Annotated in this window: 11 protein-coding genes; all 11 read right to left on the reverse strand. The window is 55.2% G+C overall.

The annotated features are described in order from the left end of the window. Positions 1–141 precede the first annotated feature (141 nt). The 11 genes from KXG62_RS06700 to KXG62_RS06750 all read right to left on the reverse strand — a co-directional run bounded on the left by KXG62_RS06700 (position 142) and on the right by KXG62_RS06750 (position 18099). Positions 142–1554, reverse strand: coding sequence for a M23 family metallopeptidase (locus KXG62_RS06700; protein WP_218091161.1), 1413 nt, complete (start codon positions 1552–1554; stop codon positions 142–144). A 283-nt stretch (positions 1555–1837) separates the two neighbouring features. Then, on the reverse strand, positions 1838–3682 hold the full coding sequence (locus tag KXG62_RS06705; RefSeq protein ID WP_246627323.1) for an ABC transporter ATP-binding protein: 1845 nt from the start codon (positions 3680–3682) through the stop codon (positions 1838–1840). Continuing rightward, complete coding sequence (locus tag KXG62_RS06710) at positions 3679–5550, reverse strand: ABC transporter ATP-binding protein (RefSeq protein WP_218091162.1); 1872 nt, start codon at positions 5548–5550, stop codon at positions 3679–3681. Before KXG62_RS06710 ends, KXG62_RS06705 begins: the two co-directional genes overlap by 4 nt. Before the next feature lie 462 nt (positions 5551–6012). Then, positions 6013–9549, reverse strand: coding sequence for a dynamin family protein (locus KXG62_RS06715; RefSeq protein WP_246627324.1), 3537 nt, complete (start codon positions 9547–9549; stop codon positions 6013–6015). Between the two features lie 82 nt (positions 9550–9631). Further along, positions 9632–9904: an NAD/NADP transhydrogenase alpha subunit gene (locus tag KXG62_RS06720; RefSeq protein ID WP_218091164.1), complete on the reverse strand. Its 273-nt coding sequence runs from the start codon at positions 9902–9904 to the stop codon at positions 9632–9634. A gap of 21 nt (positions 9905–9925) precedes the next feature. Next, the gene (nth, locus tag KXG62_RS06725) at positions 9926–10612 is read right to left on the reverse strand and encodes an endonuclease III (protein WP_218091165.1); all 687 of its coding nucleotides are present in this window, start codon (positions 10610–10612) and stop codon (positions 9926–9928) included. Between the two features lie 167 nt (positions 10613–10779). Continuing rightward, positions 10780–13512: an S-layer homology domain-containing protein gene (locus tag KXG62_RS06730; RefSeq protein WP_218091166.1), complete on the reverse strand. Its 2733-nt coding sequence runs from the start codon at positions 13510–13512 to the stop codon at positions 10780–10782. Between the two features lie 45 nt (positions 13513–13557). After that, positions 13558–14136: a GerMN domain-containing protein gene (locus KXG62_RS06735; RefSeq protein ID WP_218091167.1), complete on the reverse strand. Its 579-nt coding sequence runs from the start codon at positions 14134–14136 to the stop codon at positions 13558–13560. Between the two features lie 13 nt (positions 14137–14149). After that, positions 14150–15832 carry an N-acetylmuramoyl-L-alanine amidase family protein gene (locus tag KXG62_RS06740; RefSeq protein WP_218091168.1) on the reverse strand — a complete coding sequence of 561 codons (1683 nt, stop codon included), beginning with the start codon at positions 15830–15832 and terminating at the stop codon, positions 14150–14152. A 238-nt stretch (positions 15833–16070) separates the two neighbouring features. Beyond that, complete coding sequence (locus tag KXG62_RS06745; protein WP_218091169.1) at positions 16071–17570, reverse strand: AAA family ATPase; 1500 nt, start codon at positions 17568–17570, stop codon at positions 16071–16073. After that, complete coding sequence (locus KXG62_RS06750) at positions 17563–18099, reverse strand: hypothetical protein (protein ID WP_218091170.1); 537 nt, start codon at positions 18097–18099, stop codon at positions 17563–17565. Before KXG62_RS06750 ends, KXG62_RS06745 begins: the two co-directional genes overlap by 8 nt. Positions 18100–18116: the final 17 nt, after the last annotated feature.

An 18116-nucleotide genomic window follows, 5' to 3' on the forward strand; every position in this document is an offset into this window, starting at 1 on the left:
GTCTGCTTTTCCAAATTTTTTGCATGTACGGACAAGTTCACTTTTTAGAGTAGCGGTTTGTCGGGCGATTTGCAAATCAACGAGGCGCATGGCAAAGCCCCCGGAGGTCGCAGTCCGCCGGGGCTCGTTATGTACTACGGGCTACAACCGCACGTATTTCATCGGATTTTGCTGCTCGCCGCCTTTAATAATTTCAAAATGAAGATGGACGCCGGTAGCGTTGCCCGTGCTGCCCATCGTGCCGATTTTTTCGCCTTTGCTGACCGTCTCACCCTTCCGCACGTCGATCTTGCTCAAATGACCGTACAGCGTCTCAAAACCGTTCTGATGATCGATAATAACGCAGTTGCCGTACCCGGATTTGACGCCGGCGAACGCGACCTTGCCGTGATCCGACGCCAGTATGGCGCGCTGCTCCGAGACGAGATCCGTCCCGTTATGGTTCGTCCCCCATCGCAAGCCGAATTCGCTCGTAATTTTGGCTCGAAGAACCGGCGAAGCGAACGTACCGGTGCCGACGCCCGGAATGACTTTGGTCCCTTGGCGGACGACCGTCTGCACCGGGGGCTCAAGCAGCGTTTCGCTCAGCGTGCGCACTTCTTCCGTCTGTCCGTTCACCTTGACCGTTTCATAAGTCACCTTCTTGAGACCCGGCTTCCCCTGCGATTGAATCCGGATGACGCCGGACTTCAGCTCCTCGTCCTTCTCGTATACGACGCCGCTCGGCACCTTGACCTCCTCCGTACGCGTCTCCACCGCCTTCACCGCAAGCAGCGGCTGCAATACGGTCAAATTGAGCGTCTCGCCGGTTCGGATCAAATCGTTCTTGATGTACGGGTTGTTGTCATAAATCACTTGCGGAACGATGTCGAATTTTTGCGCGATGAGCGATATGCAGTCGCCCTTCTGCACCTTGTATTCAACCGGCTGCACATCCCCCGTCATGATCCGGCTCAGCACCGCATCGACGGATTCGATTTTACCCGGCGCAATGATGGTCTCGGCAACCTGCACGTCCTGCACGAATCCATAATCAATCGTCACGTCCGCTCCGGCTGCATTCGTACGCTCCACCGCCAGAGCGGTCACCTCTTTCCGTTTCTCCATAAACGGCGCCTTCACTTGCTCCAACAGCGCGGACGCGCTGCCGATATCTTTCACGACGCCGACAGGGGATCCGTCGATCCGAATTTCCGCCGCGAACACCGTTACGACAAGGGTATCGTTCAGCACGGCCAGCACCGCGTCATTGTCCACCGCGCCTTGAAATGCCGTATTATCTATAAAGCGAAGCCGTTCCAGGTTCGAGGTCACCCGCGAGCCGTCATACCGCAATGAATATTCGTCATATTTCGACTTTTTCCACTGTTTCACAAGCTCCGGGTCGCTTACCGTGCCAAGCAGCTGATCGTCCAAAAACACATCGTACCTCGTAATTACTTGCGCCTTTACGAACAACCGCCCCGAAACCAACACCGCCACAATCACGGTAAAGGCTGCAAGCCATTGAATGAAACCTAGCGTTGGAAATGCAGCGCGTCCGTCACCCTTCAATGTCCTTTTCCTCCCAGCTTATGGATGTTTTGGTCTCCACCGGTCGCCTCACGGGCCGGGGGGCACCGCCATACCTTTTCATGTATATGTAGGGCTCAGGATGATATCACTTTAAAAAAATAAGGAAGCTGTCATATGAGAAGCTCATCGGTACGAGGAACGCGGCTGGAGCGAAGTTATTATTTTTTTGAAAAAGCCTTTGAACGATTCGGAGCAATGCCCCTTTACGCAAAAAAACTCCTTCGATTCGCGATTGCAAACCGAAGGAGTTACTGCCTCGTTACTAACCCGTTTCCTTCAAGAAACGGTACTGCGCCTGAATGAGTCCATGATAAATGCCTTTGTGTTCCAGCAGCTGCTGATGGTTGCCCTGTTCCATAATATGGCCGTGATCGAGCACGAGGATGTGATCGGCATGGCGAATCGTGGACAACCGGTGCGCGATGATGAACGAAGTGCGTCCGGCGAGCAGTGTCTTCAGCGCTTCCTGAATTTTCAGCTCGGTCTCGGTATCGATGCTTGCCGTCGCTTCGTCCAGAATGAGAATGCGCGGATCGGCGAGCAGCGCACGCGCAAACGACAGCAGCTGCCGCTGTCCCATCGAGAGCACATTGCCCCGCTCCTGCACTTCCGTATCATAGCCCTGCGGCAGATTCACGATAAAATCATGCGCGCGGACTGCCTTGGCCGCCGCTTCAATCTCCTCGTCCGTTGCGTCCAGCCGGCCAAACCGGATGTTGTCACGGATCGTTCCGGAGAAAATGAACGTATCCTGCAGCACGATGCCGACCTGGGACCGAAGACTGGAGATCGTCACATCGCGAATATCGTGGCCGTCGATCGAAATGCTGCCGCCCGTCACATCATAGAAACGGCAAAGCAAGTTGATGATCGTGCTCTTGCCCGAGCCGGTATGACCGACAAGAGCGATCGATTGACCGGCTTTCACGCTCAGGTCGATTTGGTTCAGCGCATGCCTTCCGGGCTCGTATTCGAACTCCACCTGCTTGAACTCGATATCGCCGCGAATATTCGGCAAATCGACCGCATCTTCCTTCTCGCCCACATTCGGTTTTTCATCGATGAATTCGAAAATACGTTCCGATGATGCCATGGCGATCAGCATTTGCGAATACATTTGCCCCAGCCGGTTGATCGGCTCCCAGAAGTGGCCGATATACGTCGCGAACGCAACAAGCAGACCGATCGAAATTTCACCTGTCTGAATCAAATGCGCGCCAAACCAGAACAAAATACAATAGCCGACGGCGCCTGTGACCTCAATAATCGGACCGAACGACTGGTTCAATGTGGAAGCGCGATTCCAGTGGTAATGGTTATCTTTGTTCATTTCGTCGAAAAATGCAATATTTTCTTTTTCCTGTGTGAACGCCTGCGTTACTTTGACGCCCTGGATACATTCATTCAGGTGCGCGTTGATGCGCGCGGTCCGAATTTGCACGACCTGCCACGCACGGCGGATTTTGACCCGCAATTTCGTGGAAATGACGAACATGATCGGAACGGTGATGATAATCGCCAGACCCAGCTTCCAGTTATACAGCAGCAATATAACGATAATTCCCGCCAGCTGCACACAGTCGATCATTAGGTTGACGACCCCGTTCGTGAACAAATCTTGCAGTGAATTGACGTAGTTCGTGACACGAACGAGAATCGATCCGGCCGGCCTTTTGTCGAAAAAACGGAACGACAGGCGTTGAATATGGCTGAACAAATGATGGCGCAAATCGTAAATGACCCGCTGACCGATCATATTCGTATAGCGGATCCGGTACGTATTGGCTGCCCATTGAATAATATACAGCGTCAGCATCACGCCTACGCACAGCAGCAATGCGTTCTTATCGCCGTTCTTCAGCGCATGGTCGATCGCATAGGCGATCAGCAGCGGATTCAGCAGCTTCGTCATTGCGCCGACGACCATCATGATCAGGATGATCGGGATAATCTGCCTGGCATACGGCTTCATGTAGTGGCTCAAGCGCTTAACCTGAACCATATCGAACCCTTTGTCGAGCTCCTCGTCGTCCTGATAGACGAACCGGGTTTTCAGTTCTTCGGCGGCCTGCTGGTCGCCGGCTTGTTTTGCTTTATGCGCGCTCAATGTACGAACCCCCTGACTTTCGCTTGCGATGCAACCGCGATTTCTTCGGACGCAGGACAGGCTTGAGCGTCCACCGGACGGTTCGCCGCGCGGCGCCTTGCGCCCGTGTCTCCCTCATTCGCGGAATCCGTTTCCTCCGGCTGATCCGCGAACTGGATTTTATATGTTTCCAGGTACGGCCCCGCCTGCTTCATCAGTTCCGCATGCGTGCCCCGCTGCACGATGCGGCCTTCGTCCAGCACGAGGATTTCGTCGGCATGCTTCAAGGAGGAGATCCGGTGCGCGATGATGAACGTCGTCCGGCCGGCCATCACTTCCTCGAAGCCTTGCTGAATCTCGTGCTCGGTTTCCATATCGACGGCGCTCGTCGCATCGTCAAGAATTAATATTTTCGGGTTTTTGAGCAGCGCGCGCGCAATCGCAATCCGCTGCTTCTGTCCGCCGGACAGACCGAGTCCCCTCTCGCCGACAACCGTGTCATAGCCCATTGGCAGCTCCATAATGAAATCATGCGCCTTGGCCAGCTTCGCCGCTTTGACAATCTCGTCCATGGACACACTCTTCACGCCATAGGCGATATTGTTGCGGATGGTCGAAGAGAACAGGAACGTTTCCTGAAACACGATGGCCATTTGACGGCGCAAGCTGTCCAGCGTCACATCGCGAATATCCATCCCATCCACCGTAATGCGCCCTTCCTTGACGTTGTACGCGCGCAGCAGCAGCTGAATGACCGTCGACTTGCCCGATCCCGTTCCGCCAAGCAACCCGATGACCGAGCCTTGCGGCGCGTCAAGCTGAAAGTCGGTCAAGGCCGGCTGCTTCTCCGTATAGGCGAACGTCACGTTCTCGAACCGGACATGACCTCGAACCTGTTCGGACTTCAGCTCGATCGCATGGTCCTTGTTTTTCACGTGAACATATTGATGTAAAAGTTCGAGCAGCCGTTCGCCCGCCGCCTTCGACTGCGTAAAGTTGTTAATATGAAAGCCGATGCCCCACATCGGGCCGATAATGTACCAGATCAAGCTGAAGAAAGCGACGAGCTCCCCGAGTGAAATCGACCCGCCGATGACCATCAGCCCGCCGACACACAGCAGCACCACGACGCTCAGGTTAGCGAACAGCTCCATGAGCGGGAAAAATCGGGCCCAAATTCCGGACGTCGTGACGTTGTTCTCCTGATAATCTTCGTTCCGGTTCGAAAATTTCTCGACTTCGTGCGGCTCGCGCGCAAACGATTTGACCGTTCTTACGCCGGTGATGTTCTCCTGAACCGCGGTCGTCATCGAGCTCATCGATTTACGGATGGAGCGAAACGCGGGATGGATTTTCCCTTCGAAGCGGACCGCCGTAACGACCAGAAACGGCATAAAGATCATCGTCAGCAGCGTCAGCTTCCAGTTGATTGAGAACATCATGATGATCCCGAACGTGAACATCATAAATACGTTCAAAATCTGCACGAAGCCGAAGCCGATAAAATCGCGCACCGCCTGCAAGTCCGCAGTCAGCCGAGACATCAGGTCACCCGTTCGGGCTTGGTCATAATATTGAAAGGATAAATATTGCAATTTCTCATAAAGCTTGTTGCGCAAATTGTACGCTACCTGATTGCCGAGCCGCGAGCTTGAAGCGCCGTGCAAAAATTGAAACGACGCTTTGACCGTCATGACGCACACAACGCCGAGCGCCAAATACGGCACTTTCTCGAATTGATTTTTGGAGATGACTTCGTCAATCAGATAGCGCAGCAGATTCGGGTAAACAAGACCGAGCGCCGTTGCCGTCATCAAGCAAAAAATCGAGAAAAACAAAAACCTTCGTTCCGACCAGTAGTACTCTTTTAACTGCCGAAAAACATTCATGGAGACCCTCCTTCTCCGGACTCTGCCGTGTGGATCGCGTCACAGAGCCGCCTTCCTGTATATACAACGTTGTTTACCTTGCGGTTGCAAACGCTTCCGCAGCGTGTGCGTATCCGCCTTCCGGCTGCCGATTCGCCTGCTCGACGGCCGTAAAAGCAAAAATGGCTTTCGAAGCGGGTTGAGCCGCTGCGAAAGCGTTTCAGCTATGCTTTGAAGTGTAGCATCCCCTTCCGGGACCGGCAACAAGTGGAAATTCCATAATCTTCTTAAATACGTAAAATTCCATCAAATCGTCACATTTTTGAAGCAGAGTCTACCTTTCTCGTGCAAAAGGTGCGGAATGTTCCAAATGTAAACCCTTTCACCAAATCCGAAAAAATCCCCGCCGAAACTGCTTCGGCGAGGATTCCATTACGCGTATCCGTTCCTTTACAGACATCAACTGGAAAGCAGTAGGTTTAGTCACTCCCCAACGCCCTTAGGCGCTTCCGATTCCCCTTTCGCCTCGCTTGGGTCGATATATCGCAGCAGCCGTTCCTGCTTCTGCCCGAGCTCGTTCAGATCGATCTTCATCTCCAGCGCGTCAATCAGCCCTGCCGCGTGTTCTTCCAATTCCAGCGTCATCCGTTCCGTCAGCATCCGGTACGCGTCCCGCAGTTGACCCGCGTAGGCCGCTTCCAGCGCCGCCGCTTGCGCTTCGGCAAACTGCGTCATCGGCACGTTCAGTTTCGCCTCGAGCTCGGTCCGCAGCCTTTGCTTGCCGTCTCCTTCGAAAAACTGCTTCGTGTTTTTGAAAAAGCCCGACAGCCACTTGGCGCCGATGTCCTCCGCCGGCAGCGAGCCCTCCAGTGCGGGCGTCTTCATCTTGAACGGTTCAAAGCCCTCGTTCTCAAAAGACGGGATGCGCTCGCGGATGGTGTCCGCAAGCTGCCGCGCGGCCCGTTCCGCCAGCTTGTTGACTTTGTTTTCGACACGCAGCGTCGTCGCCAGCACTTCCTGCGTGAGGTCGAAGGAAATCATCCGCCGCAAGTCTTCCCAGGCGGACATCAGCACCGTCTTCGAATCTCTCGTGTCTTCGCGGAAGACCGACGGGTTGAACGCCAGCAGGAACAAATCCCCGAACCGGTACGCTGTCCGCTGTTTAACATAGTAAAGCAGCTCTTGAATTTCTTTGGACAGCTCCCGCAGGTCGGCTTCCGGCTCGAAGCCCGCCAGCTCCGCCTTGGCGACCGACAGCTTCTCCGTCAGCTCACGCGCTTGGCGGCCGCGTTCGTCGGCGTCCGCTTGGGCGCCGTCCATCCAGTGGCGCAGCACGCCGGCCGCCCTTCGAATATCGGCGAGCCCTGCAGCGATCGCCATTTCGGACAGCTCTTCGAACGTAAAGCGAACGAACTGCCGCTCGAACGGAAGAATGCCGGATTGCGCTACGGTGTCCCGGTCTTGATTCATTTTGCCTTCCAGCGCATAGTAGCTCGACAGCGGGTAAATGCGCGGATTGCGAATGCCGTGCTGCAGCAGGTTGCTCTCCAGGTGGCCGACTACGCCGGCCAATTCTTCCTCCGACGAGGCAAGATCTGCCGCATTGACGATAAAAAACATTTTATCCAGCTCGAAGCTGTCCTTCACCCGTCCCAGCTGCAGCAAAAATTGTTTGTCTGCATGCGAGAAAGCGTGATTGTAGTAGGTCACAAACAAGATCGCGTCCGCGTTCTTGATATAATCGAAGGCTACTCCCGTATGCCGCGCATTGATCGAATCCGCGCCCGGCGTATCGACCAGCACGACGCCTTGATCCGTCAGCGGATTCGCATAATACAGCTCGATCAGCTCGACGAAGCAAGAGCGGGACTCGTCGGCGGCGTACAGGCCGAATTCCTCCGCGCTTACTTTAAGCTGCTGCCCCAGGCTGGGGCTCATCGCGTCCCAGCCTTTCTCGACCGCTTTGAGGAACGCGTAGTGCGGCTTGCCTTTCCCCGGCACATGCTCGGCCTTCAGCTGCGCAATCGCCTTGACGGCCTGCTCCAGCGTGCCGGCGGCGACGCCGAGCACCTCAAGCGAGTAGAGGACGTCGGATTCGAGACGTTCCCTGCTCTTCATCTGGACCTTGGCCGTGCCATGCGGCCATCCGGCCTCAGGCTCCGGCGGCATGATCTTGTTGATCGCCGCCGTCGTCGGGTTCGGCGACACGGGCAGTATCCGCTCGCCGATCAGCGCGTTGGCGAACGAAGATTTGCCTGCGCTGAAGGCGCCGAACAGCGCGACCGTGAAGCGATTGTGCTCCAGCCGCTCGGCTTTTTCTCGCAAGGAGCGGCGGATCGTCTGCAGCGCAGCGACGCCCGCAAGCTCCTCCGCCGCGGCGGCTGCGGGCGCCGCCTCTGGCGCGGGCAGCGCCGGCGCGCTTGACGCCGGCAGCTGCGCCTGCAGCGCGGCGGCGTAGGCGGCCTCCGCCTGCGCGAGCCGCTCGAGCTCGCGCAGGCTGCCAAGCCGCGCCTCGAGAGCGGCGAGCTCGCACTGCAGCGCTTCGCGGCGCGGTGCCAGCGCGGCGCCCAGCGACGCGAGCATGGCATCGAGGGTCGCGAACGCTTCCTTGCGGTACAGCGACTTCGCTTCCGCCGCGATCTGCTTCGAATAATTGAGCGTATATTCATTGCCGAAGACGGCGGCTTCATTCACTTGCTTCGCCAGCCACTCTGGCGAAATATCCGCATGTATGCGGTCTGCCGCTTCCGTCACGGCCGCCTGCGGCAAGCCTTGCCCTTCCAGCCCGGCCTTCATCGCCTGCTGTACATGCCGCGCCACCTGCGTCTCGACCTGCGAGGCGAAGTCTTTGTGGAAGGCAGCGAGCCGCTGCTCCACTTCCGCCGCCGTCTTCGCGGACGAACCGAACCAGCCGACCTTGAAGCCGGGTCGGCGGCTCTCCAAATACACGTGCGCGAGATCCCGCGTCACGGCCGGAATAATATTCGCGTTATCGAGCACCGACGCGACCGATTGACGCACCGCTTTATCGAGCTGCTGCGGCAGCGCATGCAGACGCGCCAGCTCCGCGCTCGCCTGCGCGTACGCCTCTTGCGCCGCCTCGGCTCCCTCATCGGCGGCAAGCTTGGCGCGCAGCGCTTCCTTGGCCGGCTCGTTCGCTTCGGCCATCTTGGCGGCATGCGCCGCAGCCAAGGCGCGGGCCGACTTCTCCAGGCTGAGCCGCACCAGCGGCTCTCGCAGCTCGATCAGCCGGCCGAGCAGCCAGTCGAGCTTGCTCCACTCGCTCGCCGGATGATCCGGCACCCGTACCGAGGTGTACAGGATGCCGTCGGGATGCACATGCCAGTTGGCGAACGCTTCGCGAACGCCGGCTTTATATTTATCAAAAGGCAGCTCCTGCTCCCGGTGCTTGTCGACCATATTGACGATCAAATAAAGCGGTTTGCCCCATTCCGTCATTTTTTTCGTAAACGATAAGTTGATTTCCGATTGCACATGGTTATAATCCATGACGTAGAACACGACATCGGCCAAGTGAAGCGCCGACTCTGTTGCCAGCTGATGGGCATCGTCCGTCGAGTCGATGCCCGGCGTATCCAGCAGCGCTGCCGTGTTCCCCAGAAACGGAATCGGGTACCGGATCTCCACGGTTTCGATGCTTTCCCCGTTACGGCAGTGCTCGGCCAGCTCCTCCAGCGGAACCTGCTCCACCTTCGCTTCCGCTTGCTGTCCTACCCCGAGCCGATGAACGACTTGCGCGCCTGCCTCGCCGCTGACGATGCTGACGATATTCGCGCTGGTCGGAATCGGACTGGACGGCAGCAGCGGATGGCCGCACAGCCGGTTGATCAAGCTTGATTTGCCTGCGGAGAAATGCCCGCAGAACGCAATCGACAGCCGTCCGCTCTCCGCCTTCGCCAGCAGCTGCCGCAGCTTCCTTCCGTTCTCTGCGTCGCCCGCCTGCTCCACCCGCGTGAGCAGCGACTGTACCGCTTCGACCGATTGTTCCCCTAATGCCATTACGCTCTTCATCCTTCTCTCTACCCCTGACTGCTCTATATATGGTAAACAAAAAAAAGAAAAAACCGAATCGCTTCGGTTTTTAGTGTACCATACTTTCCGCTTCCGGGATAAAAATTTCGAACACGTCGCGGTGCTGCAAAATCGTAATATCGCGGTCGCGTACTTTCATCACGACGACTTCCGGCCGCTGCTTCATGCGATTCAAATAATTTTCCGGCACGCTTCCGGATTCCGATACGGTAACGCCTTCCACTTGCATCTCTTCGTTTTCTTGCAGCGGCGTCTCCAGCACCTTTTCGTAGATGTCCGAGAACACTTCAAAGTCATTTGTATATACCGATATGCATTTCATTATCGTTCAATCCTTTCTTTTTCACAACTTGGCTTGTTTTTCCTTCTGTTTAGGTTGCCTGCTTCGGGTCGTTTTCATACGTTTTTTCCCCTCGCGGCAATGCTCGGTAAGCGGGCAAGCTTCGCATTGCGGGTTTTGCGCTTTGCAATGGTACCTTCCGAAAAAAATGAGGCGATGATGCGTCTGCGTCCATTCTTCCCGGGGAACCCGTTTCATCAGTTTTTTCTCGACTTCAAGCACCGAATCGTTCTCTCCGGCAAAGCCCAATCGCTTGGACACGCGCTCAACATGCGTATCAACCGCAATGGCAGGAACACCGAACGCATTGGAAACGACAACATTCGCCGTCTTTCGACCTACACCAGGCAGCTCGACAAGTTTGTCATGCTCCCGGGGAACTTCCCCGTCGTATTTGTCCAGCAGCATCGCGCACAACGCCTGTATGTGTTTGGCTTTATTGCGGTACAGTCCGATTCGACGTATATCCTGCTCCAGTTCTTCCAGCGGAACAGCCAAGTAATCCTCGGGCCGTTTATACTTTTGAAAGAGCGTGGCAGTCACTTTGTTCACTGTTTCATCCGTGCATTGCGCGGATAAAAGCACGGCAATCGTCAATTCGAACGGATTCGAATGATGGAGCTCGCAGTGGGCGTCAGGGAACATCTCTGCGATTGTGTCGAGTATGTATCTTGCTTGCTTCTGATTCAACGTCCCTGCCCCTTTCTCTCCCTTTCTATCAGTTTACCCAATCGAAAGAGTCGAATCAATCACTGATCCGGGAAAAATAAGAACTTTTTACGAAAAAAACCGCCCATGCAGCAGATTGCCTACTACATAGACGGTAGAAGCGCTATAAAAGTTACGAATGAAATCGATTATTTCTTTTCAATTTCGATAATTTTGTCGTCAAGCACATAAATCGTCACTTCTTCATTTTCGACGAACGCACTGGCGGCCACCGATTGCGTTCCCTTGTGCAGGTACGCCTTGGCAAAGAAGTTATACGTTGTTTTGTCGTTGTTTGCCGTCGGCTTCAAATAAAGCTGATTGAGCACCGTATCGTAAGAGGAAATCGTGCGTTTCGACGGCGTCGCGACTTGAATGATCGACTTGTCGTTCACGTCTTTAATAATTTCCACGCGGTCATCCGGCTTGAGCGAGCTCAGCGCCGACGAGATCGACCCGTTCTGTTTGATAGTAAACTGCTGGCCGACCGGCAGCACCTGGATACCGCCTTGGAAGTCCTGAATCGTCAATGTGCCCAGCGACACGTCCATTGAAGTCACTTTGCCGCGAACCGTGTTGAGCAGCACGAGCTGGTCCGGCTTCGTTCCGTTGAACGTCGCTTTCACGTATTCGTCAAGGCCGATATCTTCGAAATTGTGAGTCGCTTTCCCCGGATTGACAATTTTATCGTTGTTATCAATGACAAATGTGAGCAGCGTGCCGTTCTCGTCCTTCACGCTGAGCTGGCGAGTGCTCGGGTTCGTCACCAATGTTTTGTATACGCCGACTTTCTTGGTTGCGATCGAGCTGACGTATTCCTGCGCTCCGCTGCTAATGACAAGCACAACCGTGTCTCCGACTTTCAGGTCAGCCATCGTGGCGCCCGTCTTATCCAGCGTTTCGACCGGCGTGCTGGAGCCGCCTTTGAATGAAAGATTTTGACCGCTCAAGCTGCGAATCGTAATTTCTCCCATTTGCGCATTGAGCTGCGCGACGGTACCTTCAATCTTCGTCGTGTTGGCGATCTGCACGATCTTGTCCTTGGAAATTTTCAGATCGACCTTCGTGTTTTTGACGAAGAGCGTCTGGAAGCTGTTCATCGGCAGCGTGCTGTCGCCATAGCGGATAATGGTCTTGTCTTCCATCTTGAACGCCGCTACGCTTCCGCTGTCCGTCGTAATCGTCAGCACCTTCGACTCGTTGTCATAGTTCAGGATCGAAGCGAACGTATACTGCTTGACCGATCGGCTCGTTACGGTCGTATTGATCACTTTGTTATTCAACAGATCGAGCTTCAGCTCGTCGCCGACTTCGAGATCGTACAGGCTGGCGCTGCTCATCCCTTCGATCGTCACAAGCGCGTTGCTGGCGATATAGTAGGCTTCCAGCGCCGTGCCGCCGCTGCGGGTGACTGTCATGATTTGCTTGTCGTCGCTCAGGCTGATCAGCTTGCCCTGCACCGTTTCGCCGAAATCCGCCTGCTTCGTAATTTTGATCGCGGTCAGTACGTTCGCCTTGACGTCATAGGTGACCGAATCGCCGACGCGCAGCTTGGACAAATCAATGAAGGTGCCGCTGGACTGCGTGACCGTTACGCCGTTCTTTGTGGAGTACGTTTCGTTTTGGCCGCTCTTTTCAAGGAATGTGATTTGATTTTGATCCGCGTTGATGCTGAGCACGGTGCCTTCCGCCGTTTTGGAGACAGGCGCCTGCTTCACGATGATTTGCGTAATCTTCGGATCTTTCAGCAGCGTGACCCGCTGCAGCGCAACGATGCTTCCCGGCGCGATCGAGCCGATGCTCAGGCCGCGGCCTTCGTTATCCGTTACGGTTACGTTTTGCGCGATTTCGAACAATTTCTTCTGCGAGCCCTGCTGAATCGATACGATCATTTGATCCAAATAAATTTCGTTCAGCGTGCCTTCGTTCGTTTCAAGCTGCTGCTGATCGTTCGTCAGTTCGATATAAAGTGCGTTACCCAGGTTTTGCACCACATAAATTTCATTGGTCAGCTTGATCGACGAGAGCGGAATGCGCGTATCGTCCTTCGCGTTATACACGACGGTATCCGATGTAATCGCGTAGTCCTTTGTTTCGCCCTTCGCATTCAGCACGCTGATCTTCCGGTCGGTCTGTCCCATCAAGTAACCGATGGTCACGCGGTCGGAACGCGTTGTCAAATGCTTGTCCGCCCGGCTCAGGAAGGTAGCCATCTGCGCCCGCGTCACTTTGCCTTTCGGCTGGAACGTGTTGCCGTCCATGCCCTGAACGATTTGCAGCTGCACCGCGGCGTTCACATAGCCGTTGGCCCACGTGGACATTTCCGTCGCGTCATTGAACGTAGAGCCGACGGTCGCCTGCTGGTTAGCCAAGTTCTGCTTGCCAAGCGCGCGGATCACCAGCTTCGCCACCCATTCACGGGACGCTTCCCGGGCTCCCCAGGCGGTTTTGTTCGTCGTATCGGCGATTTCTTCCTGTCTGTCGATCAGACCGCGCTCGAACGCATACGCGATGTAAGGCTTGAAGAACGTATCCACGCTGACCGGGAGTACCGTGTCCGCCTTGCTCTTGAGCGCTTCGGATTCAAGCCCCATCATGCGCAGCGCCATCACGATGACTTCCTGCTGCGAGACTGTGTTTTCCGGACGGTATTCTTGTCTTTCGTATCCTTGGATGATTCCGAGCGAAGCCAGCTTCGTAATATGTTTGATCGCCCAGTGCGTGGCGCTTACGTCGGCAAAGCTCAGCACCAGTCCGCCCACGACGCTGCTGGAGCTGCTAGTTATCGGGTCTGCCGCGTAAGCCGGGCTGCCTACGAGCATCGATAGTGCAAGCGCAGCCGCCGCCATTTTTCGCATCTGTTTCTGTTTGTTCCGTTTCATGAATTAACTCCTCTCGGTCTCATCGGTTGTCCACTCGTCATGATGTTAGTTCTGGCCCCGCTTGAACGGATGCGGAAGATCCATATGCCCCATCAAGCTTTCCACTTTTTTGCCGTCAAGCAAGACGTCGAACGTCTGGACTTCGTTGAACTGGAACAGCGTCTTTTGCAGCGCACGCAGCAGCATTTCTTCTCCGCCGGCGCCAAGCCGCGATTCCGGCGACATCGACAAATCGATCGTCAGCGCGCCGTCCTTGAATACGACGGACTTGAAGGTGAAGCCTTTAAACAACGGTACGGCTTTCGGGTCGTTGCTGACCGTGAGCGCTTGGAGCGCGGCTGCATACTTGTCCTGGTCCTGCTTATAGGCAAACGATACTTCTTTCTCAACCAAGTTCTCCAGCTTGTCGTCGGAGTAGTAAGCTTTTATTTTCAACTGCTTTTCCTGAGGCTGTGCCGGCGTTTGCGGCGCAGTGCCCTGCGTATTGCCGCCTCCGCTTCCTTGCGAAGAGGTCGCAGGAGGCGTAGCTCCCGTACCCTGCGGCGCAGGCTTTTGCCCGCAACCTGACATCAGCAGGGCGACGACGGCTGCTGCTGCCATTCCTTTATGCCATTTCTGTAGCATCGTTACCCACTCCTTAGTCGATATTCAGTTGCTTCTTGATCGCTGCGACGATGGATGCGGCAACTTTGTCCTGGAACGAATCCGAATACAACTGCGCTTCATCCGATCGGTTCGACAAAAATCCGATTTCAAGCAGTACGGAAGGCATGGTCGTATTCCGTATGACATGGAAGCTTTCTTTCTTCACCTTGCGGTCCGGGAACCCTGTTCCCTCCAGCAAATATTTGTGCATCAGGTTCGCGAAATCCTGGCTCTGCGGCGTGTAATAATACGTCTCCGTCCCGGATACGTTCTCCTTGGTGGCGGAGTTGCCGTGAATGGAGACGAACAAATCGGCCCCGATGTCATTGGCTTTCCCTGCGCGATCCGACAGTTCGATGAACGTATCGTTCGATCGCGTCATGACGACCTCGATCTTCGATTCCTTCTGCAGCAGTTCGACCACTTTCGTGGCGAGCGGCAGCACAAAATCTTTCTCGCTGCGCTTCGTCACCGAAATCGCGCCCGTATCCGTCCCGCCGTGTCCCGGGTCGATCACGACCCGATACTTCGATTTCACTTGTCCAGGCTGCCCGAGCTTCACGGCAAATTCGCCGGAAGGCAGCATGTCCGTCATCGAAAACTCGTATTTCTTCGGTAAATCTATTACTATTCTAACGATAGATGGCTCATTTGAAAATAGCGAATAGCGAATTTGCGAGACAAACTCGTTTTTTTCCGACACCGTGCCTTCCTTGTTCGGGCCAACTTTGGAAGCAAGCGATTCGGCAAGCTTGGCCTTCGGCACATCAATTACGATCCGGTACGGCTCCGCCAATTGAAACGCTTTGGGCTTCAACGTTTTATCGGTCGTTTTTACCGTTACCGTATCCCCTTGAAGTACAACGCCCATCACCAACGATTCTCCCGGCGCTACCGGCTTGTCTGCTCCAGGCGGCGCTGTTTCGCTCGGCTTCCCGCCGGTCGCCGTGTTAGCGGGCGACGTATCTCCCGCCTTGACGGGCGCTCCCGGATCGGTCAAGAAAGCAGGCTGATCCTTGGACGCGTCTTTGGACGAATCTTTGGATGGATCCTTTACCGGATCCTTGGCTTGGTCCTTCGAAGGTTCTGCGGAAGGCTCCTTCGTTTGGCCTGCCGCCGAATCTTTCGGCGCATCGGCGGCAATGCCTTCCTTGCCTGTCGTTCCGCCAGCGGCTCCGCTGCCGGATTCGCCGCCCTTGCCTGCGCCGCCGGCAATTTCTTTGTCCTGACCGCTGGTGGTGTCCGGCTTGGGCTTATATAAAAATACCGAACGCGTCGCTTCCTCCCACGTTACTTCAACACCAAGCTGTTCGCTGACAAAACGGAGCGGCAGCATCGTGTTTCCTTCAACTATCGCGGGGGCCGTTTCCAGCAAATACGACTTCTCGTTGACGATCGCATTCTTCTTGTCGATAAACAGCTGAATGCTCGTCTCTTCCTTGTTGATCGTCACCCTGCGCTCCTTCGCTTCCCAAGCTACGTTCGAGCCGATCGATTCGGCGATGATGCGCACCGGCACGATCGTATTTCCTCCCACAATTTGCGGCGGAACCTCGGCGAGCAGCGGCCTGCCGTCCATAAACAGCTGAACGGCCGGTACCGCGGCGTGGGCCAAGGTCGGCAGCGCAAGGAACGACATCAGCAGCATCATGAGCCAAGCGGAAATCTTCTTCATTCTCTGCACCTCGTTATGTATGTTTTTGAAGATTTATGTGGAACGCCGGAGCACCATCGCGCTCCATGCCGTATTAAGGAACACATTGGCGAAATATCCCATTATATTAGACTATATTCTATCAAAAAAGTTGCACGATCCGCTAGTTTCCGATGAATTAAATAGATTTCAGGCGAATGCGCCGGAAAAACGGAAAAATCCGGCGTATTTTGCACCGCCGGACCATACTTTTGCTTATTTAGTTATGGGCAACCGCCGCAGATTGATCGAGCAATTGTCTGAATTGCTCGCCCGACAACACTTCTTCCTTAATCAGGATGTCCAGCGACTGGTCGAATACTACTCTGTGACGCTCCAGCATCGAGCGCGTCTCTTCGGTCAGCTCTTCCAGAATCGCCGCATTTTCTTTCATCAGCTCCTGCTTGGTCACCATGTCGCGGTCAATGATACCGAGCTTCGTCAAGCCGGAATCCATCATCGTCCGCACCATGCCCAGCGCCTGCTCGAAATCGTTGCGCGAGCCGGTGCTGCGCCCGCCGTAAAACATCTCCTCGGCAACGGCGCCGCCCAGCGCAATCATGATCTGATGCTCGATTTGCTGCTTCGTGTACAGATACTGATCCTGCTGCGGATTATGCCGCACGAAACCGAGCGCCTTGCCGCGCGGACTGAGCGATACTTGAGAGACAGAGCCCGGTCTTACAAGCTCCGCGGCGATCGCATGGCCGAGCTCGTGAAGCGCGACGCGCTCCCGCTCTTCCTTCGTCGATTCGCGGTCCGTTTTCTCGCCCAGCATCACTTTGTCCACCGCAAGCGACAGATGCCGCTGCTGGATCAGTGCGGAATCGTCGCGCATGGCGTATATCGCCGCTTCGTTCATAACGCTCTCAAGCTGCGCCCCGGAAAAATGGAACGTTTCCTGCGCGATCGACTCGAGGCTCGCATCCGGAGCGAGCGGTTTATTTTTCGCATGAATGTTCAGAATGTGCATTCTGCCCTTTTTGTCCGGGAGATCCACCTCGATATGACGGTCGAAACGCCCTGGGCGAAGCAGTGCGGGATCGAGCATCTCCTTGCGGTTCGTTGCAGCCATAATAAGCACGCGCGGCGTCTCTGCCGTATGAATTCCGTCCATCTCCGTCAGCAGCTGGTTCAGCGTCTGGTCGTATTCGCGATGCTGACCGCCATCTCTTTTTCCGCCGATGACGTCGATTTCATCGATAAACACAATCGCGCTGTTTTTATTTTCCTTTACGGCCTGCGCTCTTGCTTCCTTGAACAAATCGCGAACTCGGCTCGCGCCCACGCCGACGTACATCTCGACGAATTCGCTCCCCGATGCCGCCATGAATACCGAATTGGTGTAATGGGCCGCGGCTTTGGCCATCAGCGTCTTCCCCGTTCCGGGAGGACCGGTGAGCAATATGCCTTTGAGCGGTCGTATGCCGAGCCGTTGTATATCGTCGTAGCGGATCAGGAAATCGAGCGCTTCCTGCAGCTCCCGCTTCGCCCGGTCTTGACCGCCGATCTCGTCAAACGTCAAGTAACTTGGCGTCCGGCTGCGCGACTTGCGGTCAGAGCCGATGCTCATCCCGCTGCGGGCCCGCGTCATAAACAGAAACGTGCCTAAAATAACCGTCATAAATAAAACCGGAATGATATTCACGCCGATAAACAAAAGAAATGCGAGCAGCACCGGAACGGTGCCGATCATAATCTCTTTACCGTACTTACTCATTCGGCCACACCCCCAATTTGGACGGCGTACGCGGAAGCATAACGTATTTGCTGTTCGCTCCTTCCGAGAGCGTAATATATACAAACTTATTATCCATCTCGGTCGTTACTTTTAAACCGCCGCCGCTCTGCTGAGCCCGCGCTTCAAGCGTCGCCGGGATTTGTGCATACTGCTTGGTTTCCATCGCCTGAGCAACCTCGAACAAAGCGGAAGACCACCATGCGTCCAGTTTCTGCGATTCCGAGCCCACGACTTTCAGGTCAAGCTCTTTTTTGCCAAGTGCCGAGCCGCCCTCCTTCATGATCCGGGCGTATACTTCGCGAACACTTGTGCCCGGCTGCAGCTTTACCTCTACGGTAGCCTCAGCCCCGCCAAGATTCATCGATACGAGCTCCACTCCGGGAATTGAAGATACCACTTTATTTAAAGGATTTTCCATCGCATAGCTTTGATAACCGAAATACCCGCCGAACAGAACAGCGGCTGAAATCACAACGCTAGTCAAAACAGGCAAGAGACGAATTTTCATTAAAAAACGTCCCCCTT

Origin of the sequence: Paenibacillus solanacearum, from assembly GCF_910593845.1 — a bacterium.
GTDB lineage: Bacteria > Bacillota > Bacilli > Paenibacillales > NBRC-103111 > Paenibacillus_G > Paenibacillus_G solanacearum.